The sequence below is a fragment of the Enterococcus sp. AZ177 genome, from assembly GCF_050544585.1.
Classification (GTDB): domain Bacteria; phylum Bacillota; class Bacilli; order Lactobacillales; family Enterococcaceae; genus Enterococcus_L; species Enterococcus_L plantarum.
On record NZ_CP172944.1, the window covers coordinates 930,934 to 956,777 of the forward strand.

The 25,844-nt window shown below is 36.5% G+C and carries 22 protein-coding genes; 17 read left to right on the forward strand and 5 right to left on the reverse strand.

Features of this window, described 5'->3' with window-relative positions; all coding sequences use genetic code 11:
* The first annotated feature begins 417 nt into the window (after nucleotides 1-417).
* The 7 genes from uvrB (at nucleotide 418) to IGJ34_RS04465 (ending at nucleotide 9,403) form a co-directional block, all read left to right on the forward strand.
* The gene (uvrB, locus tag IGJ34_RS04435) at nucleotides 418-2,412 is read left to right on the forward strand and encodes an excinuclease ABC subunit UvrB (protein ID WP_069655454.1); all 1,995 of its coding nucleotides are present in this window, start codon (nucleotides 418-420) and stop codon (nucleotides 2,410-2,412) included.
* Nucleotides 2,413-2,448: 36 nt separating this feature from the next.
* On the forward strand, nucleotides 2,449-5,265 hold the full coding sequence (gene uvrA / locus IGJ34_RS04440; RefSeq protein ID WP_430598212.1) for an excinuclease ABC subunit UvrA: 2,817 nt from the start codon (nucleotides 2,449-2,451) through the stop codon (nucleotides 5,263-5,265).
* Nucleotides 5,266-5,710: 445 nt separating this feature from the next.
* Nucleotides 5,711-5,917, forward strand: a complete 207-nt coding sequence (locus IGJ34_RS04445; protein ID WP_430598213.1) for a hypothetical protein — start codon at nucleotides 5,711-5,713, stop codon at nucleotides 5,915-5,917.
* Between the two features lie 391 nt (nucleotides 5,918-6,308).
* Entirely contained in the window at nucleotides 6,309-7,193 is an 885-nt protein-coding gene (rapZ, locus tag IGJ34_RS04450; RefSeq protein WP_069655451.1) for an RNase adapter RapZ, read from the forward strand.
* Complete coding sequence (locus IGJ34_RS04455; RefSeq protein ID WP_069655450.1) at nucleotides 7,190-8,188, forward strand: gluconeogenesis factor YvcK family protein; 999 nt, start codon at nucleotides 7,190-7,192, stop codon at nucleotides 8,186-8,188. Before rapZ ends, IGJ34_RS04455 begins: the two co-directional genes overlap by 4 nt.
* A gap of 30 nt (nucleotides 8,189-8,218) precedes the next feature.
* Complete coding sequence (whiA, locus tag IGJ34_RS04460; RefSeq protein ID WP_069655449.1) at nucleotides 8,219-9,154, forward strand: DNA-binding protein WhiA; 936 nt, start codon at nucleotides 8,219-8,221, stop codon at nucleotides 9,152-9,154.
* Nucleotides 9,155-9,202: 48 nt separating this feature from the next.
* A complete protein-coding gene (locus IGJ34_RS04465) occupies nucleotides 9,203-9,403 on the forward strand; it encodes a hypothetical protein (protein WP_206835698.1) in 201 nt (66 codons plus the stop codon).
* 15 nt (nucleotides 9,404-9,418) lie between these two features.
* On the opposite strand, the gene IGJ34_RS04470 is transcribed toward IGJ34_RS04465, so the two are convergent.
* The 3 genes from IGJ34_RS04470 to IGJ34_RS04480 form a co-directional block, all read right to left on the reverse strand.
* On the reverse strand, nucleotides 9,419-9,940 hold the full coding sequence (locus IGJ34_RS04470; protein ID WP_069655448.1) for a DsbA family protein: 522 nt from the start codon (nucleotides 9,938-9,940) through the stop codon (nucleotides 9,419-9,421).
* 104 nt (nucleotides 9,941-10,044) lie between these two features.
* Nucleotides 10,045-10,641 carry an ATP-dependent Clp endopeptidase proteolytic subunit ClpP gene (gene clpP / locus IGJ34_RS04475; RefSeq protein ID WP_069655447.1) on the reverse strand — a complete coding sequence of 199 codons (597 nt, stop codon included), beginning with the start codon at nucleotides 10,639-10,641 and terminating at the stop codon, nucleotides 10,045-10,047.
* A 420-nt stretch (nucleotides 10,642-11,061) separates the two neighbouring features.
* A complete protein-coding gene (locus IGJ34_RS04480) occupies nucleotides 11,062-11,529 on the reverse strand; it encodes a TM2 domain-containing protein (RefSeq protein WP_206836849.1) in 468 nt (155 codons plus the stop codon).
* Nucleotides 11,530-11,763: 234 nt separating this feature from the next.
* Between IGJ34_RS04480 and IGJ34_RS04485 the strand changes: the two genes are divergently transcribed.
* The 7 genes from IGJ34_RS04485 (at nucleotide 11,764) to IGJ34_RS04515 (ending at nucleotide 21,447) form a co-directional block, all read left to right on the forward strand.
* Complete coding sequence (locus IGJ34_RS04485) at nucleotides 11,764-12,279, forward strand: hypothetical protein (protein WP_069655445.1); 516 nt, start codon at nucleotides 11,764-11,766, stop codon at nucleotides 12,277-12,279.
* Between the two features lie 572 nt (nucleotides 12,280-12,851).
* The gene (gene ilvD / locus IGJ34_RS04490) at nucleotides 12,852-14,543 is read left to right on the forward strand and encodes a dihydroxy-acid dehydratase (RefSeq protein ID WP_430598214.1); all 1,692 of its coding nucleotides are present in this window, start codon (nucleotides 12,852-12,854) and stop codon (nucleotides 14,541-14,543) included.
* Between the two features lie 13 nt (nucleotides 14,544-14,556).
* The gene (gene ilvB, locus IGJ34_RS04495; protein WP_111248781.1) at nucleotides 14,557-16,251 is read left to right on the forward strand and encodes a biosynthetic-type acetolactate synthase large subunit; all 1,695 of its coding nucleotides are present in this window, start codon (nucleotides 14,557-14,559) and stop codon (nucleotides 16,249-16,251) included.
* A 1-nt stretch (nucleotide 16,252) separates the two neighbouring features.
* A complete protein-coding gene (ilvN, locus tag IGJ34_RS04500; protein WP_430598215.1) occupies nucleotides 16,253-16,735 on the forward strand; it encodes an acetolactate synthase small subunit in 483 nt (160 codons plus the stop codon).
* Nucleotides 16,736-16,789: 54 nt separating this feature from the next.
* Nucleotides 16,790-17,785 carry a ketol-acid reductoisomerase gene (ilvC, locus tag IGJ34_RS04505; protein ID WP_069655441.1) on the forward strand — a complete coding sequence of 332 codons (996 nt, stop codon included), beginning with the start codon at nucleotides 16,790-16,792 and terminating at the stop codon, nucleotides 17,783-17,785.
* A gap of 66 nt (nucleotides 17,786-17,851) precedes the next feature.
* Entirely contained in the window at nucleotides 17,852-19,108 is a 1,257-nt protein-coding gene (gene ilvA, locus IGJ34_RS04510; protein ID WP_242596232.1) for a threonine ammonia-lyase IlvA, read from the forward strand.
* 470 nt (nucleotides 19,109-19,578) lie between these two features.
* Nucleotides 19,579-21,447 carry an acyltransferase family protein gene (locus IGJ34_RS04515; RefSeq protein ID WP_206848342.1) on the forward strand — a complete coding sequence of 623 codons (1,869 nt, stop codon included), beginning with the start codon at nucleotides 19,579-19,581 and terminating at the stop codon, nucleotides 21,445-21,447.
* A gap of 217 nt (nucleotides 21,448-21,664) precedes the next feature.
* Here IGJ34_RS04515 and IGJ34_RS04520 read toward each other — a convergent pair whose 3' ends face one another.
* Both IGJ34_RS04520 and IGJ34_RS04525 read right to left on the reverse strand, forming a co-directional pair.
* Entirely contained in the window at nucleotides 21,665-22,123 is a 459-nt protein-coding gene (locus tag IGJ34_RS04520) for a GNAT family N-acetyltransferase (protein WP_430598216.1), read from the reverse strand.
* 17 nt (nucleotides 22,124-22,140) lie between these two features.
* Nucleotides 22,141-22,959: an NUDIX domain-containing protein gene (locus IGJ34_RS04525; protein WP_206835277.1), complete on the reverse strand. Its 819-nt coding sequence runs from the start codon at nucleotides 22,957-22,959 to the stop codon at nucleotides 22,141-22,143.
* A 173-nt stretch (nucleotides 22,960-23,132) separates the two neighbouring features.
* Between IGJ34_RS04525 and IGJ34_RS04530 the strand changes: the two genes are divergently transcribed.
* The 3 genes from IGJ34_RS04530 to IGJ34_RS04540 all read left to right on the forward strand — a co-directional run bounded on the left by IGJ34_RS04530 (nucleotide 23,133) and on the right by IGJ34_RS04540 (nucleotide 25,832).
* Complete coding sequence (locus IGJ34_RS04530) at nucleotides 23,133-23,678, forward strand: biotin transporter BioY (protein ID WP_206848344.1); 546 nt, start codon at nucleotides 23,133-23,135, stop codon at nucleotides 23,676-23,678.
* A 1-nt stretch (nucleotide 23,679) separates the two neighbouring features.
* On the forward strand, nucleotides 23,680-23,994 hold the full coding sequence (locus IGJ34_RS04535; protein WP_206848345.1) for a CHY zinc finger protein: 315 nt from the start codon (nucleotides 23,680-23,682) through the stop codon (nucleotides 23,992-23,994).
* Nucleotides 23,995-24,386: 392 nt separating this feature from the next.
* Nucleotides 24,387-25,832 (forward strand): PTS mannitol transporter subunit IICB, encoded by a 1,446-nt coding sequence (locus tag IGJ34_RS04540; RefSeq protein WP_206835267.1) that lies wholly within the window; start codon nucleotides 24,387-24,389, stop codon nucleotides 25,830-25,832.
* The last annotated feature ends 12 nt before the right edge of the window (nucleotides 25,833-25,844 follow it).

Consider the following 25,844-nt stretch of genomic DNA (forward strand, 5'->3'; position numbering starts at 1 on the left):
GCAAAAGCACAAGTCATTCACAATGAGAAAATCAAAAAAAACTCATTTTCTAACATTCTATGTAATAAGATGTTACATATAGGGGTAGAAAAATACAAAATAAGATTAGCTCAAACAGTATTCCGTTAAATTTATAAATACAAACAAAAAATTAAATAAAATGTAAATTATCAAAAATTACGTATACGCAACCTGTTCTAAAACTAGCGAAAATATGTTCGGTATGTTAAAATAATGACAGGAGTTTCTATTTAAATTTAACGCTGAAAATTCCTATATGAAGAATAGATCTACAAGTTGAAAACAGAATGACTGTAGAGTTATATTGCTGTATGCCTGAGAGTACTTGGTAGATAGCGCTGTGTATTTTTAATCAAAGTGACGCAACAATTAAATAAAGTAAGAGGAGGATGTTGGATGATAGAAAGAGAGACCTCCAATACATTTGACTTAGTATCAAAATATAAGCCGGATGGGGATCAACCAGAAGCAATCAAACGATTAGTTGAAGGAATCGAAGGTGGAGAAAAAGCACAAATATTGTTGGGTGCTACTGGAACTGGGAAGACCTTCACGATTTCAAACGTAATAAAAGAAGTAAATAAGCCAACGTTAGTTATTGCCCATAATAAAACATTAGCTGGACAGCTTTATGGAGAATTTAAAGAATTCTTCCCTAATAACGCAGTCGAGTATTTTGTTAGTTATTATGATTATTATCAACCAGAGGCTTATGTTCCTTCTAGCGATACATATATAGAAAAAGATGCGAGTATCAATGACGAGATCGATAAATTACGACATTCAGCAACTAGTTCTTTATTAGAAAGGAACGATGTTATTGTAATCGCCTCGGTTTCTTGTATTTTTGGGTTGGGAGATCCTAAGGAGTACAGTGAACAAGTCGTTTCTATTCGCGTAGGCATGGAGATGGAGCGTAGTAAGTTATTGACTGATTTGGTCAACATTCAATTCGAACGAAACGACATTGATTTTCAGCGTGGACGTTTTCGTGTACGAGGAGATGTAGTAGAGATTTTTCCAGCATCCCGAGACGATCATGCACTAAGAGTCGAGTTTTTTGGCGATGAAATTGAGCGCATCAGAGAAGTTGATGCGTTAACCGGCGAAGTGATAGGTGAGACAGAACATGTCGCAATTTTCCCAGCAACTCACTTTGTGACCAATGAAGATCATATGGAACATGCAATTTCACAAATACAAGAAGAATTAGAAGCACGATTAACGGTTTTGCGTAATGAAAACAAATTATTAGAAGCGCAAAGACTGGAACAAAGAACGAATTATGATATCGAAATGATGAGAGAAATGGGCTATACATCTGGTATTGAAAATTATTCACGCCATATGGATGGTCGTTCAGAAGGGGAACCGCCTTATACGCTGATTGATTTCTTCCCAGATGATTTTTTACTTGTGATCGACGAGTCTCATGTCTCGATGCCACAAATTCGTGGTATGTATAATGGCGACCGTGCTAGAAAACAAATGCTGGTAGATTATGGTTTCCGATTGCCAAGTGCTTTAGATAATCGCCCCTTACGCCTTGAAGAATTTGAAGAACATGTGCATCAAGTCGTCTATGTTTCTGCAACACCCGGACCTTACGAGCATGAGCAAACAGATACTGTGATTCCACAGATTATTCGGCCAACAGGATTGCTAGATCCATTGATTGAAGTTCGTCCAATTATGGGACAAATTGATGATTTAGTGGGTGAGATCCATGATCGTGTAGAGAAGGATCAACGTGTATTTATCACCACGTTAACGAAGAAAATGTCTGAAGATTTAACGGATTACCTTAAAGAACTAGGAATCAAAGTGAAATATCTTCATAGTGATATCAAAACATTAGAACGAACGGAAATCATTCGAGATCTACGTTTAGGTGAATTTGATGTGTTGATTGGGATCAACTTGCTTCGTGAAGGATTGGATGTTCCAGAAGTATCCTTGATTGCAATTTTAGACGCAGATAAAGAAGGATTCTTGAGAAGTGAACGTTCATTGATCCAAACCATCGGACGTGCGGCTCGGAATTCGGACGGACGAGTGATCATGTACGCAGATAAAATCACTGATTCCATGCAAAAAGCTATGGACGAAACGGCTCGACGTCGTTCAATCCAAGAAAAATACAATGAAGAACATGGCATTACACCAAAAACCATCATTAAAGAAATTCGTGAGTTGATTTCAATTTCTAAAACCAATGAAAAAGGTGAAACAATAAAAATCGATAAATCTTACCATGAACTAAGTCGCCAAGAAAAAGCAGATTTATTGATGAAATTAGAAAAAGAAATGCGGGATGCAGCGAAAGCATTAGACTTTGAAACAGCAGCGACTTTAAGAGATACGATTTTGGAGTTGAAAGCAGCAGAATAAAAAAGTGGCTGTGTTTCACAGCAAAGGAGATAAATAATGGCAAATGATAAAATCGTTATTCATGGCGCGCGTGCACATAATTTAAAAGATATAGATGTTACGATTCCTCGTGACAAGATGGTTGTCGTTACTGGATTATCTGGTTCTGGGAAAAGTTCACTCGCCTTTGATACACTATATGCTGAAGGCCAGCGCCGTTATGTTGAAAGTCTTTCAGCTTATGCTAGACAATTTTTAGGTCAAATGGATAAACCAGATGTTGATAGTATCGATGGATTGAGTCCAGCGATTTCTATCGACCAAAAAACAACGAGTAAAAATCCACGTTCAACAGTAGGGACAGTTACAGAAATTAATGACTATTTGAGACTGTTATTTGCTCGTGTTGGGCATCCGATTTGTCCTAATGATGGTACTGAAATCACGAGTCAATCTGTTGAACAAATGGTAGATAAAGTGTTGGAATTACCAGAAAAGACTAAACTTCAGGTCTTAGCGCCTGTCATTGTTAAGAAAAAAGGTCAGCATAAAAAAGTCTTTGAAATGATTCAACGCGAAGGATATGTTCGAATGCGTGTTGATGGAGAAACCTATGATGTAACGGAAGCGCCTGAACTTGAAAAAAATAAAAAACATGATATTGCGATTGTTATTGACCGAATCGTGGTAAAAGAGGGGATCCGTTCTCGTTTGTTTGATTCATTTGAAGCGGCCTTACGTTTAGCGGATGGCTATGCATTAGTTGATGTGATCGATGGGGAAGAAATGCTTTTTAGTGAACATTACGCTTGTCCATATTGCGGCTTTACAGTGGGGGAATTAGAACCAAGATTATTCTCTTTCAATGCACCTTTTGGAGCGTGTCCTGATTGTGATGGATTAGGAATAAAATTAGAAGTCGATCGTGATCTTGTTATTCCGGACTCAACAAAGACACTGCGTGAGGGCGCAATCGCACCTTGGAATCCAATAAGCTCACAATATTATCCGCAAATGTTGGAGCAAGCAGCTGACAGTTTCAATATTGACATGGATACACCATTTGAAGAACTACCAGAAGAACATCAAGATATTATTTTAAACGGATCCAATGGGGAAGTCTTCCATTTCCATTATGAAAATGATTTTGGCGGAGTTCGTGATGTAGAAGTTCCTTTTGAAGGTGTTTTAACTAATATCAAACGTCGTTATCATGAAACTAATAGCGATTTTACCCGTGATCAAATGCGTTTATACATGACCGAATTAACTTGTCAAACGTGTAAAGGATATCGTTTGAATCCTCAAGCTTTATCAGTCAAAATCGATAATACAAATATCGGTCAAGTTACCGAATTAGCGATTAAAAATGCAGTTGAATTTTTCGAAACAGTGACGTTATCTGAGCAAGAACAAATGATTGCGAAACCCATCTTAAAAGAAGTGGAAGATCGTTTGAACTTTTTAAAAAATGTTGGTTTGGATTATTTAACTCTTAGCAGAGCAGCTGGAACGCTGTCAGGTGGAGAAGCACAACGTATTCGCTTAGCGACACAGATTGGTTCAAACTTATCTGGTGTATTGTACATTTTAGATGAACCGTCTATTGGACTGCATCAACGAGACAATGACCGTTTGATCGAATCACTCAAGAAAATGCGTGATTTAGGCAATACATTGATCGTTGTTGAGCACGATGAGGATACGATGCGAGCATCTGACTATTTGATCGATGTGGGGCCAGGCGCTGGACATTTAGGTGGGGAAATCGTTGCTTCAGGAACACCTGATGAAGTAGCTAAAAATCCTAATTCTTTAACCGGACAATACCTATCAGGCAAAAAAGTGATCCCAGTCCCTAAAGAGCGTCGTAAAGGCAATGGTAAGAAAATCAAAGTAACAGGTGCGGCAGAGAACAATCTGAAAAATGTTACTGTTGAATTTCCATTAGGAGAGTTTGTTGCAGTAACTGGAGTTTCTGGATCAGGAAAAAGTACATTAGTAAATCAAATATTGAAAAAGGCTTTAGCACAAAAGCTTAATCGAAATTCAAATAAACCAGGTAAACACAAAAATATTACTGGTTATAAAAATATAGAAAAAATTATTGATATTGATCAAAGTCCGATTGGCCGCACACCGAGAAGTAATCCTGCAACTTACACAAGTGTTTTTGATGATATTCGTGATCTGTTTGCGAAAACCAATGAAGCAAAAGTCCGTGGCTACAAAAAAGGACGCTTCAGCTTCAATGTTAAAGGTGGCCGCTGTGAAGCGTGTCGTGGGGATGGGATCATTAAGATCGAGATGCATTTTTTACCAGATGTCTATGTTCCTTGTGAAGTTTGTCATGGCAAACGCTACAATTCTGAAACACTGGAAGTTCACTATAAAGGAAAGAATATTTCTGATATTTTAGATTTAACTGTAGAAGATGCAGTGGAGTTCTTTAAACACATTCCTAAAATTCATCGTAAATTAAAAACCATTGTTGATGTGGGATTAGGCTATGTCACTTTAGGACAGCCTGCTACTACATTATCTGGTGGGGAAGCACAGCGCATGAAATTAGCGAGTGAACTGCATAAAAATTCGAATGGTAAAAATTTCTATATTCTAGATGAGCCTACAACTGGGTTGCATACGGACGATATTGCTCGTTTACTTGTCGTGCTAGAAAGACTTGTTGAATCCGGTAATACTGTGCTTGTTATTGAACATAATTTAGATGTAATCAAGTCAGCAGATCATGTTATTGACTTGGGGCCAGAAGGTGGAGACGGTGGCGGAACAATTGTTGCAACAGGAACACCTGAAGATATTGCTAAAGTCAAAGCAAGCTATACAGGTAAGTATTTAAAGCGAGTTTTATAAATTGGTATACTCCATTATTTGGAAATAGTATTAATATTTTTAAAGAAAACATGAAAGTTGAATAAAAAATACCTATTGCTATTGATTTCTATAGATTTTTAAAGTAAAATCGCACTTAGATAGGTATATTGTTCAACCTAATTGGTATATATCTGTCCTTCTATAAATAATCCGTTCAAAAAAGAAAAGTACAGCCTTCGTTGTTGAAAGGCTGTACTTTTTTTGCTTTAAGACTCTATAGTTTCATTTGAAAAAATAAAAGTGAACTATTTAATAAATTATAATTAGAGGAAAATAATAAATAAAATGAAAATTGGTGTTTTTTAATCACTTAAATTTAAAAATAGTCAAAAAAAGAAAGTATCTTTACGTAAGTTGAATGATATTTTTTTTGAAAACATGATATTCTATATTTATCAAAAGAGTATGAAAGGATGATTTTTTCTTGGAAAAGAAAGAAATAAGAATCGGCGCTCATTATGTTTGTCATGGATCGAATTTTTCTTGGTTTTTTGTAGGAGAAGCTATTTCTAAAAAAGAAGAAGATGTGCAGGTCAGAGTTGTTAAGTGCCATCCTACAGATCGTCCCGTCATCAATTGTGATGATCCTATTTTGAATTTAGATTATTTTAATGTGATTGAAGATGCTTAATTTTACTAAGGCATAAATTTGGGATAGTAAACGGAAGTTGATCAGTCCTGTCCAGATAAAGATATACATAATGAATAAAAATGGTAGACAATAACAAGAAGCTAGAATGAACGATAAAAGTTTATTCTGCTTTTTTTTTTTTTTTTTGAAGAACTATTTTAAAGATAGTAATAAAATATATTTGAAAAATAGTTTGTATTTCAATTGATTCGATGTAAAGAAAGAAAACATTTAGCTAGGATAGAGAAAATTTGAGAGTAAAAAAATATTCTTATTCACAATTCTAAATTGATAAGAAGAGTTGAATAGGTATGAAAATTGGTTGAAAAGCTTTCTTTGATACGCCCGGGATGCTATAATTAATAAAATGTTTCAAAAGGGGCGCTAAGAAATGGTTGATAATTTACAATTAGTTATAATCACTGGAATGAGCGGAGCTGGAAAGACTGTAGCCATTCAAAGCTTTGAAGATATGGGGTATTTTTGTATTGATAATATGCCGCCAAGCTTGATTCCTAAGTTTTGGGAATTAATCAAAGAATCTGGAAAAGTAACAAAAATCGCATTAGTGATCGATTTACGTTCTCGTAATTTTTTTAGAGAAATTCAAGATATGTTAGTTGAACTTGAAAATACGAATCTGATTGATACAACAATCATGTTCTTAGATGCAACAGATGAAGAACTTGTTTCTCGATATAAAGAAACTCGTCGTGCGCATCCACTAGCGATGGATGGTCTGATTACAGAAGGAATTAGAAAAGAACGAGCGATCCTTGAAGAAATTAGAGGAGATGCCCAAGTTGTGATCGATACAACTGAATTATCTCCAAGACAATTACGAGAAAGAATCAATGAGGAGTTTAAATCTAGAGATACACATGAGTTTCGCGTAGAACTTGTTTCATTTGGGTTTAAATATGGCTTGCCTATTGATGCGGATATTGTGATGGATGTTCGTTTTTTACCAAATCCACACTATATACCAGAATTAAGACCCTTGACAGGTCAAGATTCATCTGTATATGAGTATGTTATGAGTTTTCCAGAGACTGAGAGTTTCTATACTCGATTTATTGATTTGTTGAAAAATGTAATGCCAGGGTATGAAAAAGAGGGGAAATCAAGCGTTACAATTGCGATTGGTTGTACAGGCGGACAGCATCGTTCGGTGGCATTAACAGAACGTGTTGGCAAAGAACTTGAAAAGGACTATCATGTTAACATTACCCATCGTGATAAAGGAAAGCGTAAAGAGACGGTGAATCGCTCATGAAAATGAAAACGTACCGGATTAGAAAACCTAAAATCGTTGTGGTTGGGGGAGGAACTGGGTTACCAGTTATCCTAAAAAGTTTACGGAATCAAAGTGCGGATATTACAGCTGTTGTGACCGTTGCCGATGACGGAGGCAGTAGCGGTGAAATTCGGGAGTCAATGAATATGACACCGCCTGGGGATTTACGTAATGTACTAGTAGCTTTATCCGACATGCCTCAATTATATGAAGATATTTTTCAGTATCGTTTTAATAAATCGGATAAATATTTTGCCAACCACGCAATTGGAAATTTGATTATTGCGGCTGTTTCAGAGATGCGCGGCAGTACATATGAAGCAATTCAGCTGCTTTCAAAAATGATGCATGTGGATGGACATATTTATCCTTCATCAGAAAGACCGCTGACGTTACATGCTGTTTTTAAAGATGGTTCTATTGCAGTCGGTGAATCCAATATTGCAGTTGACCGAAAAACAATCGACCATGTTTTTGTCACAAATACACATGATGATGAACAGCCAAAAGCTGCGAGAAAAGTAGTCAAAGCAATTGAAGAGGCGGATATGATTGTTTTAGGACCAGGAAGTATGTTTACCAGTATCCTACCGAATTTAGTAATCAAAGAGATTGGGGAAGCAATCATCAATGCGGAGGCTGAAGTGGTTTATATTTGTAATATCATGACTCAAAAAGGTGAAACGGAACATTTTACTGATGCTGATCATGTTTGTGTATTGCATGAACATCTTAAAAGTAAATTTGTGGATACTGTTTTAGTTAATACTGAAAATGTACCTGATGGATATATGGATCCAGAGGTTTATGATGAATATTTAGTTCAAGTGGAACATGATTTCAAAAAATTGAGAGATGAAGGGTGTCGTGTGATTTCTACGGACTTTTTAAAATTGCGTGACGGTGGTGTTTTTCATGATGGAGACAAAGTAGTGGATGAACTATTTCGTATTGTATTCGGCGCAAGATATTAAAAAGTAAGAACAAGAGAGGAGGAGTGGAGATTGTCTTTTGCAGCAGATGTTAAAAAAGAGCTAACAACTTTAGAGGTACATCGTGAACATGCGCGAGCAGAATTAGCAGCATTGATCCGGATGAACGGTTCATTAAGCATTGTGAATCAGCAATTTGTATTGAATGTTCAAACTGAAAATGCAGCAATCGCCAGACGAATCTATTCTCTTTTAAAAGATCATTATGATGTTCGTTCAGAATTGTTAGTTCGGAAAAAAATGAAATTAAAAAAGAATAATGTGTACATCGTAAGACTAAAACAAGATACGAAAAGTGTGCTTGCTGATTTAGATATTTTAGATGGAATGATGTTCAATACTCATGTATCAGAAGATATTATGGGGAACTCACAAAAAATGAAATCCTATTTAAGAGGTGCATTTATGGCTTCAGGCTCAGTCAATAATCCCGAGACAAGCCGTTATCATTTGGAAATATTCTCGATTTACGAGGAACACAATGATGATATTTGCAAAATGTTAAATTATTATGATTTAAATGCACGGACATTGGAACGTCGAAATGGATATATTTCCTATCTAAAAGGAGCTGAACAAATCGCTGATTTTCTGACACTGATCGGTGCGACAAATTCTATGCTGAAATTTGAAGATGTCCGGATCGTTCGTGACATGCGTAATTCGGTGAATCGATTGGTCAACTGTGAAACGGCGAATCTCAATAAAACAATCGATGCAGCATCAAAGCAAATCGAAAATATTCAGTATATCGAAAGTGTAGTTGGATTAACTGCCTTACCAGGAAAATTACAAGAAATTGCTGAATTACGTTTGGAGTATCCAGAAGTGAGTTTAAAAGAATTAGGTGAGATGATCCCATCAGGTGCGATTTCAAAATCAGGAATCAATCATAGAATTCGTAAAATCAATGAATTTGCAGACAAACTAAGAGAAAAAAGTGCGTAACTTCTTATGGATTGCTATAAGACAATAGCAGAAAGCTGGGTGATAATGATGGGCGTAGAAGATAAAGATTTTATCATGAGGCAAATCAAACAACTCGGAGAAGGTCTAGGGAATTTTCTCGGAAAAGAAGATATTGACAAGATTTTAAGTTTTGGCGAAGAGGCTGAAAAAGAAATTAAAGACTCTGCAATGGAAAAAAAAGCGGGTATTGATAGTAGTTCTAAAAAAAAAGAGACCAAGCCTAGCTAACTTGGTCTCTTTTTTTTATTTGCCTTCTATATAACGTATCAATTCTTCTTTCGTAATTGATTCATCAAAAATATGTTCACCAATAACTATTGTTGGCACAAATTTGATAGTTGCAGCTGCCGCTTCTTCAATCACAGCTTGGACGATTGAAGTCTCTTCTTTTTTAGGTAATTGTAAATTATCTTCAGCAAAAATAGCCACATCTTCTAAAGAAAGGTTTCCCCATGTATCTTGTGTATCATACATTTGTTTCAAATCAGTCAAAGCTTTTTCAGGCAAATCATAATTAATATGGTGATGCATTACGTTACCACGTTGCAGACTTTCTTTTTCTTTATCTAATAGTTTGATGATTCGTTGAACTTTGCCTTCTTTAACATATTCATTCAATAAATCAAAAGATTCCTCAAACCATTTTTTACAATACGGGCAGCGAACATTCATAAATTCGACCATCTTTACTGGAGCCGAGTCTTTTCCAACTGCCAAACCATTTTTTGTTGTAACTTTTGTTGCATCGATAATTGAAATATCCATTTTAGTAACATCCTTTCATTTCTGCTATCTTTAGTGTAGCGCTTTTTGCAATTAGTTTAAATAAAAATGCCCAAAATTTTCAAAAGAAATTTTGGGCATTTTTATTATTTGCCTAAAGAACTGCTATTTTCCATTACTTCATCAATCAAACCATATTCTTTTGCTTGTTGCGCAGTCATAAAATTATCACGATCTGTATCGCGTTCAATGACTTCAAGTGGTTGACCTGTACGTTCTGCTAAGATTTTATTCAAACGATCACGCGTGTCAAGAATATGTTTAGCAGCAATTTCGATTTCAGTTGCTTGACCTTGTGCACCACCTAATGGTTGATGAATCATGATTTCAGCATTTGGCAATGCAAAACGTTTGCCTTTTGTACCAGCAGTTAATAAGAAACTTCCCATAGAAGCTGCCATACCAAGAACAATTGTTTGTACATCAGCTTTAACAAAATTCATCGTATCGAAGATTGCTAATCCAGCAGAAACACTTCCTCCAGGTGAGTTGATATAAATATAGATGTCTTTTTCGGAGTCTTGTGCGTCTAAAAATAGTAATTGAGCAATAACTGAGTTTGCTACATTATCATCGATTGGACCACTTAACATGATGATTCTATCTTTTAATAATCGTGAATAAATATCATATGCTCTTTCTCCACGAGATGATTGTTCAATGACTGTTGGTATTAAATTCATAGTATATTCCTCCTATATAAAAACTCTTCAAACCATTTTATCACAAAGCTTATCGTAATGCTTAAAAAAAGTATACTTTATTGGTCAATAAAGGTCAACTTTAACGCTTTGAATTTTAAGAAAGAAGAAGCTTTGACTTATTTCAAAAATAGTGTGAAAAATTACTTTTATCGAGTAGATTAGAATAAAAGAGCCTGGTACATAACTAAAAAGGTTATGTTTCAGGCTCTTAGTAACCGAATAAACGGTGGGCGCAGAAGCAACTCCTTCGGAAATAAGCCGAAATTCACAAAAATTTGAAGAGCAATTTTCGTAAATTCCATCTTATTTCTCGGAGTAAAACACTTCTGTCCCAACCTCCTTAAATAATCTCAAAGAGTCTTACATTTTCATATGAGATTGATGGAGCTTACATATCTATTAAGAAGTTACTACAATATTTCCATTTTGGTCTGCAGTTTTAAGTAATGTCGCGATTGAAGTGAAAAATGCAATAATTCCAGGAATCATTGTCCAAGAGAATAATAAATACATAATTCCTTTTCCAGAAAAACCAGAATAGAACTTATGAGCACCTATTCCTCCCAATAAAAAGGCTAATAAGAAATAAACCCATTTGTTAACAACTTTACCATATTGTACATAGCCACCCACTGACTGTGTATTGTTATTTTCATTAACGATATTGATATTGATTTTATCTTGTAGATTATCTGTTGCTGGTACAGCTTTGTGGATGATCAATTCGTCTCCATCTGGAAACACATCTACGAGATCACCAATTTCTGGCTTGAAATTAAACCATTCGTATAATGCTCTGGTTGTGCTCCCATCTTCATTAGCAATAACAACATCTTCAAAATCTAATTTAATAACTTTCTTCCCCATAACGACTTCCCCACTTTTATCATAATATTATTACTGTTATATTATAGCATCAAAAGAATGAGTTATCTAGACTAATAAAGCATATTCTAGTCTTTTGGAAAAATAATAATATAGTAAGGACAGATTTGTTTTAGGAATTGAAAAAGAGACATAGTCTTTTAACATATTTTTTTGCGCTTGTGGAAGAGTATGTTATACTAAAAAAGTAAGAATTAGAAGAGTGAGGGAATCCAAATGGTTGTTTTTATTGCAGGTATAACGGGTGTCTTGATTGGTGCAGTTATCGTATCGATTGGTGTTGCGCTACGTGTAACCTATGAAGAACGCAAAGCGGTACGTTATCGTGAATTAGAAAATTTTGTCAAAGAAATAGAAACCCTGAATCTTTTGAACAAGAAAATCAATGAGATTTTACAAAAAAGAGATATTTATGTAGACAAGTCTGTGAATTTCATGTCAATGGATGATTGTTATATCAGTATCGATGATTTTATCTATTTAGAATCATTTTCGGCACAAAACAATTTCTATTTGCCTACATATTTGATTGAAGAATTTTTCAAAAAAATTTCCCATAGAAAAGTAATCTTAACACCGGATGAAGTGATTTCAATGGGCGGCAGTACATATAAAGGTGGCCGTGTGATAATAGAAAATTTTTCAGAAGAATTACTTTCAATTATTGAAGATAAAAAAAGACAAATGAAACGTTTGACACACAAACCATTGTATTATTTCCAAAGAGGATAAGATTACATAAGTAGCTGATACCCAAATGAATCGGGTATCGGCTTTTTTGTTTTGAAGATTAAAAATAGGTGCGCAGTAATGAGTGTTTTGAAAGAAAAAAAAGAGTATTCATGTCACTTATTACGTCCAAAAAAAGAGGTTTTACAGCGATTTGCGACAATAAGTAAGAAAGTCAGTACCGACATTGTTGGAATTTTCTGAATCTTTTTATCAAATTTTATTGACATTCTCATTTATTAGGTTTATAGTTAACAAAAGCTTTTATTTATCACATGCTATTTTAATCTTTGTAGATTTTTTAAAAGAGGAGACCATTATCATGAAAAAGACAAACAACAGCCACGTATTAGTCATTATTTTATCGTGTAGGACTTAGAACACTGAGAAATTTCGCAGATGTTAGAGTCCTGTTTGTCTTTGGTAAATGGGGGTCTTACTAAAGCATCCCATTCAATTGATGGGATGCTTTTTTTGTAGAAAGTTATATAAAGAGGCATGAGGAAAAATAAAAAACGAATCCGAAGAATCATAATTGAACTCTTCTGGAGATAACTGAATTGGAGTGGATGAAAATGCGTAGTGATCAAATCAAAAAAGGAATTGAAGCAGCACCTGCCAGAAGCTTACTTTATGCAACTGGACAAGTAAAAAATGCCAAAGATATAGACAAGCCGTTTATCGCAATTTGTAACTCATATATTGATATTGTGCCTGGGCATGTGCATTTAAGAGAATTGGCGGATGTTGCCAAAGAAGCAATCCGGGAAGCTGGAGGAATTCCTTTTGAGTTTAATACGATCGGTGTTGATGATGGTATTGCTATGGGACATATCGGTATGCGTTACTCATTACCAAGTAGAGAGATTATTGCTGATGCTGCTGAGACCGTAATCAACGCTCACTGGTTTGATGGTGTCTTCTATATTCCAAACTGCGACAAAATTACTCCTGGTATGCTGATGGCTAGTGTTAGAACAAACGTTCCAGCAATTTTCTGTTCTGGTGGCCCAATGAAAGCAGGTATCGATCCAAGAGGTCACACGACTACTCTTTCTAATATGTTTGAAGCGGTAGGAACATTTAAAGAAGGGAAAATGACGGAAGAAGAATTTAATTTTATGGAACAAAATGCCTGTCCAACTTGTGGTTCATGTGCAGGAATGTTTACAGCGAATTCTATGAATTGCTTGATGGAAGTTTTAGGAATGGCATTACCTGGTAACGGAACTATTTTAGCCGTTTCAGACGAACGAAGAGAGCTTGTTAGGCAATCAGCATTTCATTTGATGGATTTAGTCAAAAATCAGGTGAAGCCAAGAGATATCATTACAAAAGAAGCCATTGATGATGCTTTTGCATTGGATATGGCGATGGGTGGCTCAACAAACACTGTGTTGCATACCTTGGCGATTGCGAATGAAGCAGAAATCGACTACAACTTAGAAGAAGTCAATGCGATTGCTGAACGTGTGCCTTACTTGTCTAAAATTGCACCATCGTCAGCGTATTCAATGCATGACGTTCATGAAGCTGGAGGTGTTCCGGCAATCATGAAAGAGTTAGTAGACTTAGGAAACGCTATCCATCCAGATCGTATCACCGTTACAGGAAAAACAATTCGTGAAAACGTTCAGGATGCTGTAATCAAAAATGAAGAAGTTATCCATCCAAAAGAAAATCCATATAGCCCAGTTGGAGGTTTGTCAATTTTGTATGGAAATATCGCACCCAAAGGAAGTGTAATCAAGGTTGGTGGAGTAGATCCTTCAATCAAAAAATTCGTAGGAAAAGCTATTTGCTTTAGTTCTCATGATGAAGCTGTTGCAGCAATCGATGATCATACAGTGAAAAAAGGACATGTGGTGGTTATTCGTTATGAAGGACCAAAAGGCGGCCCTGGTATGCCAGAAATGTTGGCTCCAACATCAAGTATCGTTGGACGAGGGTTAGGGAAAGATGTGGCTTTGATTACGGATGGTCGTTTTTCAGGGGCAACTCGCGGAATAGCAGTAGGACATATTTCTCCAGAAGCGGCAGCAGGCGGTCCCATTGCGTTAGTCAAAGATGGCGATGAAATTGAAATTGATTTGATTAATCGAACACTAGAATTACATGTTTCTGATGAAGAATTGGCGAAAAGAAATGACCAATTGCCGAAATTTAAAGCGAAAGTAAAAACAGGATACTTAGCTCGTTACACGGCGTTGGTAACATCAGCGCATACAGGAGGAATCATGCAGATTCCAGAAGATTTGCTAGACTAGAGGAGGGAAGCTCATGGCGGAAGAACAAAGAAAAATGAAAAATGGTTCAAGAATCTTAATTGATGCATTGCAAAAACAAGAAGTAGAAATGATATTTGGATATCCTGGTGGGGCGGTCCTCCCTCTATATGATGCATTATATGACAGAGATATTCCTCATATTTTGACAAGACATGAACAAGGAGCGGTCCATGCTGCAGAAGGATATGCTAAAGCTACTGGAAAACCTGGGGTCGTAATCGTAACTAGTGGTCCTGGTGCAACAAATGCAATTACCGGTATTGCGGATGCGATGAGTGATTCGATTCCGATGGTTGTTTTCACAGGTCAGGTAGTTACAGATGGCATTGGCAAAGATGCCTTTCAAGAAGCTGATGTCATCGGACTGACAATGCCTATTACAAAAAATAATTACCAAGTTCGTGAGACCAAAGAATTACCGAGAATCATCGAAGAAGCTTTTCACATTGCGACAACAGGTAGAAAAGGACCAGTTGTAATCGATTTGCCTAAAGATATGACAATCATGGAAGCTGATGCTGAGATTGAGGTCAATTTAAATTTACCTAGCTATCAGCCGACAGTAAAACCAAATAAACTTCAAGTAAAAAAACTGATGGAAGCTTTAGCAGTTGCTAAAAAACCCTTAATATTGGTTGGTGCAGGCGTTTTACATGCTGATGCTGGGAAAGAATTAGTAGAATTTATCAATAAATACCAAGTTCCAGCGCTATGTACCCTTTTAGGTTTAGGGGCAGTCCCGACAGAAAATGAATTATTTTTAGGGATGGGTGGCATGCATGGGTCTTTTGCGGCTAATATGGCTTTGACCGACTGCGATCTGTTGATCAATCTAGGTTCCCGTTTTGACGATCGTTTGGCTAGTGCGCCAAAAGAATTTGCTTCGAATGCAGTAATTGCACATGTTGATATTGATCCAGCAGAAATTGGCAAAATTATTGAAACGCAAATACCGATTGTAGCAGATGCCAAAGAAACATTAAAAGAGATGTTAAAGATTGAAGTTGAAAGTGCCGATTGTACGGAATGGAGAAAACTAAATCTTTCAAGAAAAAAATTGCATCCCTTTAAATACGATAGAGAACAAAAGGCAGAAATCAAACCTCAAAAAGTCATTGAATTTATTGGGGAACTGACAAATGGTGAAGCGATTGTGGCAACCGATGTAGGTCAGCACCAAATGTGGGCAGCTCAGTTTTATCCATTCAAAAATGAGAAACAGCTTATAACAAGTGGTGGTCTAGGAACGATGGGGTACGGTGTGCCAGCTGCAATTGGCGCAAAATTAGGTTGTCCAGACAAAGAAGTTGTACTTTTTGTTGGTGATGGTGGGTTCCAAATGACGAATCAAGAATTAGCAATTTTAACTATATACAATATTCCAATCAAAATTGTGATTTTGAATAATCAATCATTAGGAATGGTGCGTCAATGGCAGGAAAGTTTCTTCAACGAACGTCGTTCAGAATCAGTTTTCACCTCTCAACCGGATTTTGTGAAGATGGCAGAAGCCTATCATATCAAAGGACTCCGAATAGAGGATCCCGAAACTCTAGAAGCTGAATTAACAGAAGCCTTTAAAGAAACAGGTCCTTTGTTGATTGAAGTCATGGTGTCACCAACGGAACATGTATTACCAATGGTTCCAGCGGGTAAAGCAAACTATCAAATGCTGGGGGTGGACTGAAATGAGACGAATCATTACAGCGACAGTCAATAATAATTCAGGTGTCTTAAATCGTTTTAGTGGTGTACTGACGCGTAGGCAAGTTAATATCGATAGTATTTCAGTTGGACCGACAGAATTAGACAATGTTTCACGAATTACGATTGTGATTCAAGTAACCGACTTAAATGAAAGTGAACAGGTCACTAAACAATTGAACAAACAAATCGATGTGATCAAGGTTTCTGATATAACAGATGAACCACATTTAGAAAGAGAATTAGCGTTGGTAAAACTTAATGCACCAGCTGCTGTTCGAGCTGAATTATTCTCTGTGATCGATCCATTTAGAGCAAACGTGATTGATGTAGGTACTCGCTCAGTGGTGATTCAAGTCACAGGAACGAGCGAAAAAATCAGTGCATTCGTTGATGTAGTTACACCTTATGGAATCAAACAACTTGCACGAACAGGTGTTACAGGATTTACTCGAGGCAACAACTAAAAAAAGGTCTTAAAGCATACGCTTATAAGCATAAAAAATTTGGAGGGTTCAACAATGGCAAAAGTATATTATGATAACTCAGTAGAAAACAATCAATTAGAAGGGAAAACGATCGCCATCATTGGCTACGGTTCACAAGGTCACGCCCATGCGCAAAACTTAAGAGACAATGGGAATCAAGTCATCATCGGAATCCGTGAAGGAAAATCAGCGGAAGCTGCTCGTAATGATGGATTTGATGTGTTAACAGTTGAAGAAGCATCTAAAAAAGCAGATGTAGTCATGATTTTAGCTCCAGATGAAATCCAAGGAGATCTTTATGACAATGAAATTGCACCAAACTTAGAAGCTGGTAATGCTTTAGCATTCGGTCATGGTTTCAATATTCATTTTGATGTAATCAACCCACCAAAAGATGTGGATGTTTTCTTAGTTGCTCCAAAAGGACCAGGACATCTTGTTCGTCGTACTTTTACAGAAGGCTTTGCTGTTCCAGCATTATTTGCGGTTTATCAAGATGCAACAGGCAAAGCAAGTGACGTGGCTTTATCTTATGCAAAAGGAATCGGTGCCACTCGTGTGGGAGTATTAGAAACAACCTTTAAAGAAGAAACTGAAACGGATTTATTTGGTGAACAAGCAGTATTGTGCGGTGGTTTAACAAGTTTGATTGAAGCAGGTTTTGAAACATTAACAGAAGCGGGCTACCAGCCAGAATTAGCGTACTTTGAAGTATGCCATGAATTGAAATTGATTGTTGACCTTATTTATGAGGGAGGATTTGAGAAAATGCGTAATTCAATCTCAAATACTGCTGAATATGGTGATTATGTTTCAGGGCCTCGTGTTGTGACTGCTGAAGCAAAAGCCAATATGAAAGAAGTCCTTACAGATATCCAAAATGGCAAATTTGCTAAAGGGTTCATTGATGATAATAAAAATGGCTTTAAAGAGTTCAATCAAATGCGTAAAGATAACGCTGGACACCCGATTGAAAAAGTTGGAGCAGAACTACGTAAAATGATGCCATTTGTCTCAAAAGAAGACTAAAATAGTAAATAGAGGTTGAGAAAAATAATTTTCTCAACCTTTTACATAATAAAGGGTGAGGAAAAATTGGTGAAATTAACTAAAGAAAATATCGAAGAAGCCTATGATACGTTAAAAGAGGTCGTAACGAAAACCCCATTACAGTACGATATGTACCTATCACAAAAGTATCAATGTAATGTTTACTTAAAAAGAGAAGATTTACAAAAAGTACGTTCGTTTAAATTAAGAGGAGCCTATTATGCAATCAAACAAACGCCTCATGACATGCTAAAAAATGGCGTTGTGTGTGCTAGCGCTGGAAATCACGCGCAAGGAGTAGCGTTTACTTGCCATGAAATGAAGGTTTCAGCAATAATTTTTATGCCGACAACTACACCACAACAAAAAATCTCTCAAGTAAAATTTTTCGGTGGAGAGGAAGTAACCGTCAAATTAATCGGTGATACCTTTGATGCCTCTGCTAAAGCCGCTAAAGAATATGCCCAGGCTAATAATCAAGCATTTATTGATCCTTTTAATGATTTAAATATTATGGCTGGTCAAGGAACGGTAGCGGTTGAAGTCTTTCAAGAAGCAAAAGAATCTGAATTTCAAGTGGACTACTTGTTAGCAGCAATAGGTGGAGGAGGCTTAGTTAGCGGTATTTCAACCTATACTAAAAGTGTGAGCCCGACTACAGTAGTTGTAGGAGTAGAGCCACTTGGCGCTCAATCGATGCGGGCTGCTTTTAATGAAGGAAAGCCGGTAATGCTGGATAGTGTCGAAAAATTTGTGGATGGTGCTGCGGTCAAACAAGTTGGTAATTTAACATATGAACATGCACTTGAATATGTAGATGAGCTGTTGGCTGTCGATGAAGGACAAGTGTGCTCAACGATTTTAGAGTTGTATACAAAACAAGCAATCGTTGTAGAGCCAGCTGGCGCATTAAGTGTTTCAGCTTTAGAACTCGTTAAGGATGATATAAAAGGGAAAAATGTAGTTTGTATTATTAGTGGTGGTAACAATGATATTAACCGTATGGAAGAAATTGAAGAACGTTCATTGATTTTTGAAGGATTGAAACATTATTTTGTCATCAATTTTCCGCAGCGACCGGGTGCATTAAGAGAATTTGTAACAGATATATTAGGTCCAAATGATGATATCACTCGTTTCGAATACACGAAAAAAGTCAATCGTGGAACAGGACCAGTTGTTTTGGGGATTTTGCTGAAAGATAAAGAAGAATTGCCAAACTTATTAGCAAAAATGGCAGAGTTCGATCCGAAGTATATCGATCTTAGTGATAATCCATCATTATATGCTCTACTTGTATAATAATGACACAAACGAAAGGATCCATTTTTTATCGCATTCAACAATAATTTAAACAACAATATATTGACGTAAAAGAGTGCCGAGGCAATGAAAAATACACGATAAATAACAAGTAATTATGTTCAATGAGATTGGATAGTATGTAAGATTAAATTCTTTCATATTGTCCACTCTTTTTTTTGAAAAAAAATTTCTAAAATTTGCTTAAAAAGTCAAAAAATGGAGTAAGAGCTCTTGCCATTTGTCAGGAAAGAACGTATATTTAACTTACTACATTAAATCGGTTAGAAAAACTACGACCGTCAAAGAGCATGAGCCAGATAGAAATTTTTTTACACTTCAACAGACTACCTTTTTTGGTCAAACACGACTTATTTTTTCTATCATCTGTCATTTTTAAAATCATGTTTCCTTTGTTAAAAAATTACTCGAATTATAAAAAAGAATATTAGTAAAGTTGGAAAATATAAATGAATAATAATAAAAGGTTAGAAAACCGCCGTTATATTACTGGGTTCGATGGGATTCGAACAATCGCGGTCGTCGGTGTGATTCTGTATCACTTGTTCCCCAATATAATGCATGGGGGCTATTTAGGCGTCCCTATTTTTTTTGCAGTTTCTGGATATTTAATTACTGATTTACTAAGGCAAGAGTGGCTTCAAACCGAAACAATCGATGTGAAAGGTTTCTATATACGCCGTATGAAACGGCTATACCCCGGCCTGATTACTATGCTGATTGGAGCATCAGCCTATATCGTTCTCTTTCAAAGAGACTTGTTAAACAACTTACGCAGCGTGGTCGCCAGCAGTGTGCTTTATTATAATAATTGGTGGCAGATTTTTAGAGGATTTTCTTATTTTGATCGATTTACAACGCAGTCGCCTTTTACACATATATGGTCTCTTGCCGTTGAAGCACAAAATTATTTGATTTGGCCATTGTTATTTATTGTCCTTAAAAGGTATGTTAAACACAGCGGTAAAATTTTTGGATTGATCATGGGGCTGGCTGTCGGTTCTGGTATTTTGATGGCTATTCTCTATACTCCAGGGGCAGATCCTACGAGAGTATATTATGGGACGGATACACGACTATTTTCGATTTTGATGGGAAGTGCTTTGGCTTTTGTTTGGCCAAGTTTCCGTTTGAAAGAAGAAATTCCGATAAAAGCTAAGACTTTACTAAACGGTGTTGGTATTGCGTCATTGGTTGCTTTATTGCTCGCATTTTTATTCTTAGCAGACCATTTTGCTTTTGTGTATTATGGCGGTATGTTTATTGTCAGCATTTTTGCAACACTTCTGGTTGCTGTTACGGCCCATCCAGGTGCAGACCTCAATCGTTGGCTGACGAACCCAGTATTTACTTGGTTTGGAAAAAGAAGTTATGGTATTTATTTGTATCAATTCCCAGTTATGATTTTTTATGAAGCAAAAATTCAAAATCTAAGCGATCATGTATTTCTACACTCCCTCATTGAAATAGCATTAATTTTAGGGATCAGTGAGCTTTCTTATCGTTTTATTGAAAAGCCTTTAGGTAAATTTTATTATAAATATACTTGGTTTGCTATTAAAGATTTTTTCCGCAAGCCATGGGCCACAATTCCTAAATTCACTGCCTTGACCAGTGTTGTTATATCCTGTTTTGCTCTTTTCGCGTTGGCTATTGCACCTTCAAATGAAGTAACCGCTGAACAACAACAGTTACAAAAAAATATTGAAGCAAATAAAAAGAAAGCAGAGCAACGAAAAGCAGAGGAGAAAGCCAAAAACGATGGGGAAACTAAAGACTCGACTGAACAATCAACTTCCCCAATAGAAACGAACTTTGATTTAACGGCCGAAGAGATGAAGAAGGCGAAAGGGATGGAAATCACGGCATTTGGCGATTCAGTTATTTTAGATGCTGCTTCAGGTCTTCAAGAAATTTTTCCTAAGATGATTGTTGATGGCGAAGTTGGCAGACAATTGTATACTAGTGCGCCAGTCATTGAAAAATTAGATGATGAAAAATTATTGAAAAATAATGTGCTAGTTGGTCTTGGAACGAACGGTTCCTTTACTGAAGCGCAGTTTGACGAATTTATGACAGCAATTGGTTCTAAACGTAAAGTTTATTGGATCAATGTCCGCGTTCCGACAAGGAGATGGCAAAATGACGTCAATACGATGCTTGAAACAATGAAAAAGAAATACAAAAATTTAGTTGTGATCGACTGGTATGGCTATAGTAATGATCATGAGGAATGGTTTTATGAGGATCGTGTTCATCCGAATGTGGACGGTCAAGTGAAGTATTCAAGTTTTATTGCAAAACAAATTGTAAAATAGTTTTTAAAGAGGCAGAGATATAACTCTATGAGTTATATCTCTGCCTCTTTTATAGTGATCTAACAGTATAATTTACCGTTTAAAGGTTAGAAACGTAAGCAATAAATAAAAACCAAAAAACAAAACGATATGATTGTCAGCATTTAGGCGTTTATTAAGACAATACCAATTGATAAGCAAATCGCTCACCATCAACAACAGGCAAAAGAATATCCCCTTAGTAGGTAAAACCAGCTTTTCTGATCAGCTGTTGCATCGCTTTATTTTTTGGATGCGTATCAATACGAATATCCAGAATAGTATTAAGTCTAGCAGTAGTGATCAGATAGTTCATTAACAGTAGGGCGAGACCTTTCCCCTGATAAAGTGGGGAAAGAGCGACTCGGTGGATTGTCCCGTATTTTTCATGTGTATTGTTCCATTGGCCGTTCATTATATGGTTATAGGGTGGTTCAATTTCTGTTGAAATGATTCCTAAACCAGCAATATCATCGTCAACAATCAATACATAACATCGTTGTAAAGTAATATCATGCTTTAATAGCTTTTCGTTAGGTCCTTCACCATTTTGCCACTGGGGGATATTCTTTTCACGCAGAAGGCGACGAGCACTTTGAATGATTTTCATAATGTTGTTTAAGTCATCAGGGATTGCTTTTCGAAAATAAACAACCATAGGATCACCCTTTCTCTTTAGGCATTGTCAGCTTTTAGTTGATAAATTTTTGAAGGACGGCCAATACCAACGGGACGTTCTCCAATTTCTTCAAAATGATGGAGCATAGCTTTCTTAAAATTTGAATGGTCAATCGATTTATAATCAATTCCGGAGAACTTAGCAAATACTTTGCGTGCTTCTGTGATTGTAAAATCCTTTCCCAATACTTGAAGTACTTGAGGGTCATGCTCCATTTTATTTGCTACTCGATTGAAAGCTTTCAAAATGATTTCACTATGGTCAAAAGCTAATGTATCTTTACCAGTGGAGGCACCTGTATTTACATCTAACACAATTTCGACATCCCCGTTTGTAAGAGAAAGGATGCTGTCTTTGCGTTCCATCGTAAACCACCGAACTTCTTTTGCATCATCGCCAGCTATCAAGGGTTCTTCCCCAATAAAAGCTAAGTAACTAATCGTTACGACCCAACCTCTAGGATCACGATCTGGTCTGCTGAAACTATGCAACTGTTCAATATTCTCTTTAGAAATGACTACACCTGTTTCTTCCTTAGTTTCTCGCAAGACACTTTCACCTGTTGATTCATTTCTATTAACAAAACCGCCAGGTAGAGCCCAAGAATTTCGGTAAGGATGTCCTTTTCTTTTGATCAGCAAAATTTTTAATTGATCTTCTTCTTTGTTATAGCACATTAAAACAATATCTACAGTTAGAGAAGGTTTTTCATACTCAGGAAGTTCTTGTTGATGATACCAGTTTAAAAAGTCAGTTTCGCTTGCTTCTTGTTCGTAATATTGTTTTTCTGCTTCCTTTGAACTAAAGTCTGCCAAATTGTTCATCCTCCCTATATCAGATAAAAGTACTTTTTACTTTATTGTATCATTATCAACAGGAAAAACAACTAAAGACTTAGTGTTTTTTTAGTTAACTTATTTTTTTTACAGGTTGACAAAAGAAAATCGAACGTGTATTTTTAATATAGATTATAGATTGGAGAAATTGAATGAAAACAAAAGATATCACTAAAATCGCTATTATGATCAGTATTATTATCGTTTTAGGCTTTTTCCCACCGATTCCGATTAGTCTTTTACCAGTACCAATTGTTATTCAAAATGCTGGTTTTATGCTGAGTGGTTTACTTCTTGGGAAAAAAAATGGCACGATCGCGACTGTCCTTTTCCTATTACTTGTGGCTATTGGTTTTCCTGTTTTAGCGGGAGGACGCGGGGGAATGATGGTCTTTTTTGGAGTGACAGCAGGTTATCTCTTTGCCTATCCATTTGCTACTTATTTCATTGGTTGGATGAGCGAAAAATTTAATTCGAATAATCAAAATAGTTGGTATGCTTTTGCTATTACTCTTCTTTTTGGGGCATTATTTATTGATTTTTGTGGAGCTGTCGGCGTAAGTATTTTGTCTGACGTGACGTTGTCAAAAAGTTTGATAGCAAGTCTTGCTTTTATTCCAGGAGATGTAATAAAAGCATTTTTAGCGGCAATTATCGCAAAAAGAATTTCAAACTCTCTCGGACAAAGGAAGGATTAGCATGATCAAAATATTTGGTGCAACGATCGATAACGAAGGACGATGTCTTCACTATCACTCACCAGTCGATATAGTGGGGAATAAATGCTATTTTTGTAAAAAGTATTATGCTTGTTTTCATTGTCATGATGAACAAGAGGATCATCTTTTTTTAGCTTGGCCGATTTCAAAACAACCAAATGAAAAAGTTGTTGTTTGCGGGGTATGTCAAACTGAAATGACAGCAAGTGAATATAAAAAACAAACGGAATGTTTTCAATGCGGTCATTTGTTTAACAGAAATTGCTTAGACCATCGTCAGATATATTTTAATTAAATAGGTAGACAAGGTTGGGACAGAAGTGTTTATATACGAAGCCTTCAACTTTTAGTGCTTTAGCACTTAGGACTTGATGTAACCGAAGCAAAGGAAAGTAGTTGCTTCTACTCCCAACGTTTAGCCGGATTCCATAGGGGTGGGGCGTGACTCGTAGAGTCATGTCCCACCTCTGTTTTTTTCTAAAAAAGATAGTTTACTCTTAGTAGAGTGAATAAGGTAATTTCTTCTTCATTTTTTGTCCAAAGGATTTGGACAAAACTGATTTTTCATCTTCTTGTATCCTTTTAAGCGAGCGTTTACAATGTAGAAGACAAGCAAGGTTTGTCTGAAAGTGATCTGCGCAGATCAACTTTTCAATATTTTTCTTGTTTAGAAGAAGGAGGAAAACAATGGAACAAACACAAGGAAATTTAAAAGTGAAAGTTCAGCAATTTGGAAGTTTTCTAAGTGGAATGATCATGCCGAATATCGGGGCATTTATCGCATGGGGAATCTTGACGGCTTTATTTATTCCAACCGGCTGGTTTCCAAATCAACAATTAAATGAAATAACGGGACCGACAATTACGTATTTATTGCCAATATTGATTGGGTTTACTGGTGGTCGATTAGTTTATGATATTCGTGGTGGAGTAGTCGGTGCAATGGTTACGATGGGGGTGATCACTGGTGCTGAGATCCCTATGTTTCTTGGCGCAATGATCGTAGGACCTGCTGGAGCTTATGGCATAAAAAAATTCGATGCGCTAGTTGATGGCAAAATCAAACCGGGTTTTGAAATGTTGGTCAACAATTTTTCATCTGGAATCTTTGCTTCGATTTTAGCAATTATTGCTTTTTTAATTGTAGGACCAGCTGTTGAAACATTGAATAATGTGTTGGCGACTGGGGTTGGTTTCCTAGTTGAAAATGGCTTGCTTCCTTTAGCAAGTATCTTTGTTGAGCCTGCTAAAGTATTGTTCCTAAATAATGCTATCAATCATGGTGTAATAAGTCCGATTGCGATTGAGCAGGCTGCGGAGACAGGCCGTTCTGTTTTATTCTTATTAGAATCCAATCCTGGACCAGGATTGGGGATTTTATTAGCATATACTATTTTTGGTCGTGGCAGTGCTAAACAGACCGCTCCAGGTGCGATTATTATCCATTTTTTAGGTGGTATTCACGAAATTTATTTTCCATATATTTTAATGAAACCTGTACTGATTCTTTCCGCGATTGGTGGAGGAATGGCTGGAGTAATGACATTTTCTTTGTTTAATGCTGGATTAGTGGCACCTGCTTCACCAGGGAGTATTTTTGCTATTTTAGCAATGACACCTCGTGATGGGTATGTGGGCGTATTTGCTGGAATTATTGTAGCAACGGCCGTTTCCTTTGTCATTTCTGCTGTTGTTTTAAAAACGTCAAAAGAAACGAATACAACGATTGAATCGGCTTCAGAGCAAGCTAGCGCACTAAAAGGACGCAAAGCAATGACGCCAGAAGTAGGAACAGGTATTTTGGCAACTGAAAAATGGAGTAATCCGGTGGAAACGTTAGCGAATACTAAAAAAATTATTTTTGCTTGTGATGCCGGAATGGGATCGAGTGCGATGGGGGCCTCGGTTTTACGAAACAAAGTTAAAAAAGCTGGTTTACCGATAGAAGTCGCGAATTCGGCGATAGCACAGCTTCCGGATGATGCTGATATTGTTGTGACGCATAAGGATTTAACCAATCGAGCAAAAGAAAAATTGCCTAAAGCTTATCATGTATCGGTCGATAATTTTTTGAGTAGTGAGAAGTACGATGAATTAGTTGAAAAACTATTAGCAATGAAAATACCTGTGTAACTAATGATTTTT

What these genes read in the sequence shown, in the direction of transcription:
- IGJ34_RS04485 (WP_069655445.1), top strand. Translation starts at nt 11,764, where the DNA reads ATGGTTGTTTTTATTGCAGGTATAACGGGTGTCTTGATTGGTGCAGTT.
- ilvB (WP_111248781.1), top strand. Translation starts at nt 14,557, where the DNA reads ATGGCGGAAGAACAAAGAAAAATGAAAAATGGTTCAAGAATCTTAATT.
- IGJ34_RS04535 (WP_206848345.1), top strand. Translation starts at nt 23,680, where the DNA reads ATGATCAAAATATTTGGTGCAACGATCGATAACGAAGGACGATGTCTT.
- IGJ34_RS04530 (WP_206848344.1), top strand. Translation starts at nt 23,133, where the DNA reads ATGAAAACAAAAGATATCACTAAAATCGCTATTATGATCAGTATTATT.
- IGJ34_RS04515 (WP_206848342.1), top strand. Translation starts at nt 19,579, where the DNA reads ATGAATAATAATAAAAGGTTAGAAAACCGCCGTTATATTACTGGGTTC.
- IGJ34_RS04520 (WP_430598216.1), bottom strand. Translation starts at nt 22,123, where the DNA reads ATGGTTGTTTATTTTCGAAAAGCAATCCCTGATGACTTAAACAACATT.
- IGJ34_RS04455 (WP_069655450.1), top strand. Translation starts at nt 7,190, where the DNA reads ATGAAAATGAAAACGTACCGGATTAGAAAACCTAAAATCGTTGTGGTT.
- ilvN (WP_430598215.1), top strand. Translation starts at nt 16,253, where the DNA reads ATGAGACGAATCATTACAGCGACAGTCAATAATAATTCAGGTGTCTTA.
- ilvC (WP_069655441.1), top strand. Translation starts at nt 16,790, where the DNA reads ATGGCAAAAGTATATTATGATAACTCAGTAGAAAACAATCAATTAGAA.
- IGJ34_RS04465 (WP_206835698.1), top strand. Translation starts at nt 9,203, where the DNA reads ATGGGCGTAGAAGATAAAGATTTTATCATGAGGCAAATCAAACAACTC.
- IGJ34_RS04480 (WP_206836849.1), bottom strand. Translation starts at nt 11,529, where the DNA reads ATGGGGAAGAAAGTTATTAAATTAGATTTTGAAGATGTTGTTATTGCT.
- uvrB (WP_069655454.1), top strand. Translation starts at nt 418, where the DNA reads ATGATAGAAAGAGAGACCTCCAATACATTTGACTTAGTATCAAAATAT.
- rapZ (WP_069655451.1), top strand. Translation starts at nt 6,309, where the DNA reads ATGGTTGATAATTTACAATTAGTTATAATCACTGGAATGAGCGGAGCT.
- ilvD (WP_430598214.1), top strand. Translation starts at nt 12,852, where the DNA reads ATGCGTAGTGATCAAATCAAAAAAGGAATTGAAGCAGCACCTGCCAGA.
- IGJ34_RS04540 (WP_206835267.1), top strand. Translation starts at nt 24,387, where the DNA reads ATGGAACAAACACAAGGAAATTTAAAAGTGAAAGTTCAGCAATTTGGA.
- uvrA (WP_430598212.1), top strand. Translation starts at nt 2,449, where the DNA reads ATGGCAAATGATAAAATCGTTATTCATGGCGCGCGTGCACATAATTTA.
- IGJ34_RS04470 (WP_069655448.1), bottom strand. Translation starts at nt 9,940, where the DNA reads ATGGATATTTCAATTATCGATGCAACAAAAGTTACAACAAAAAATGGT.
- clpP (WP_069655447.1), bottom strand. Translation starts at nt 10,641, where the DNA reads ATGAATTTAATACCAACAGTCATTGAACAATCATCTCGTGGAGAAAGA.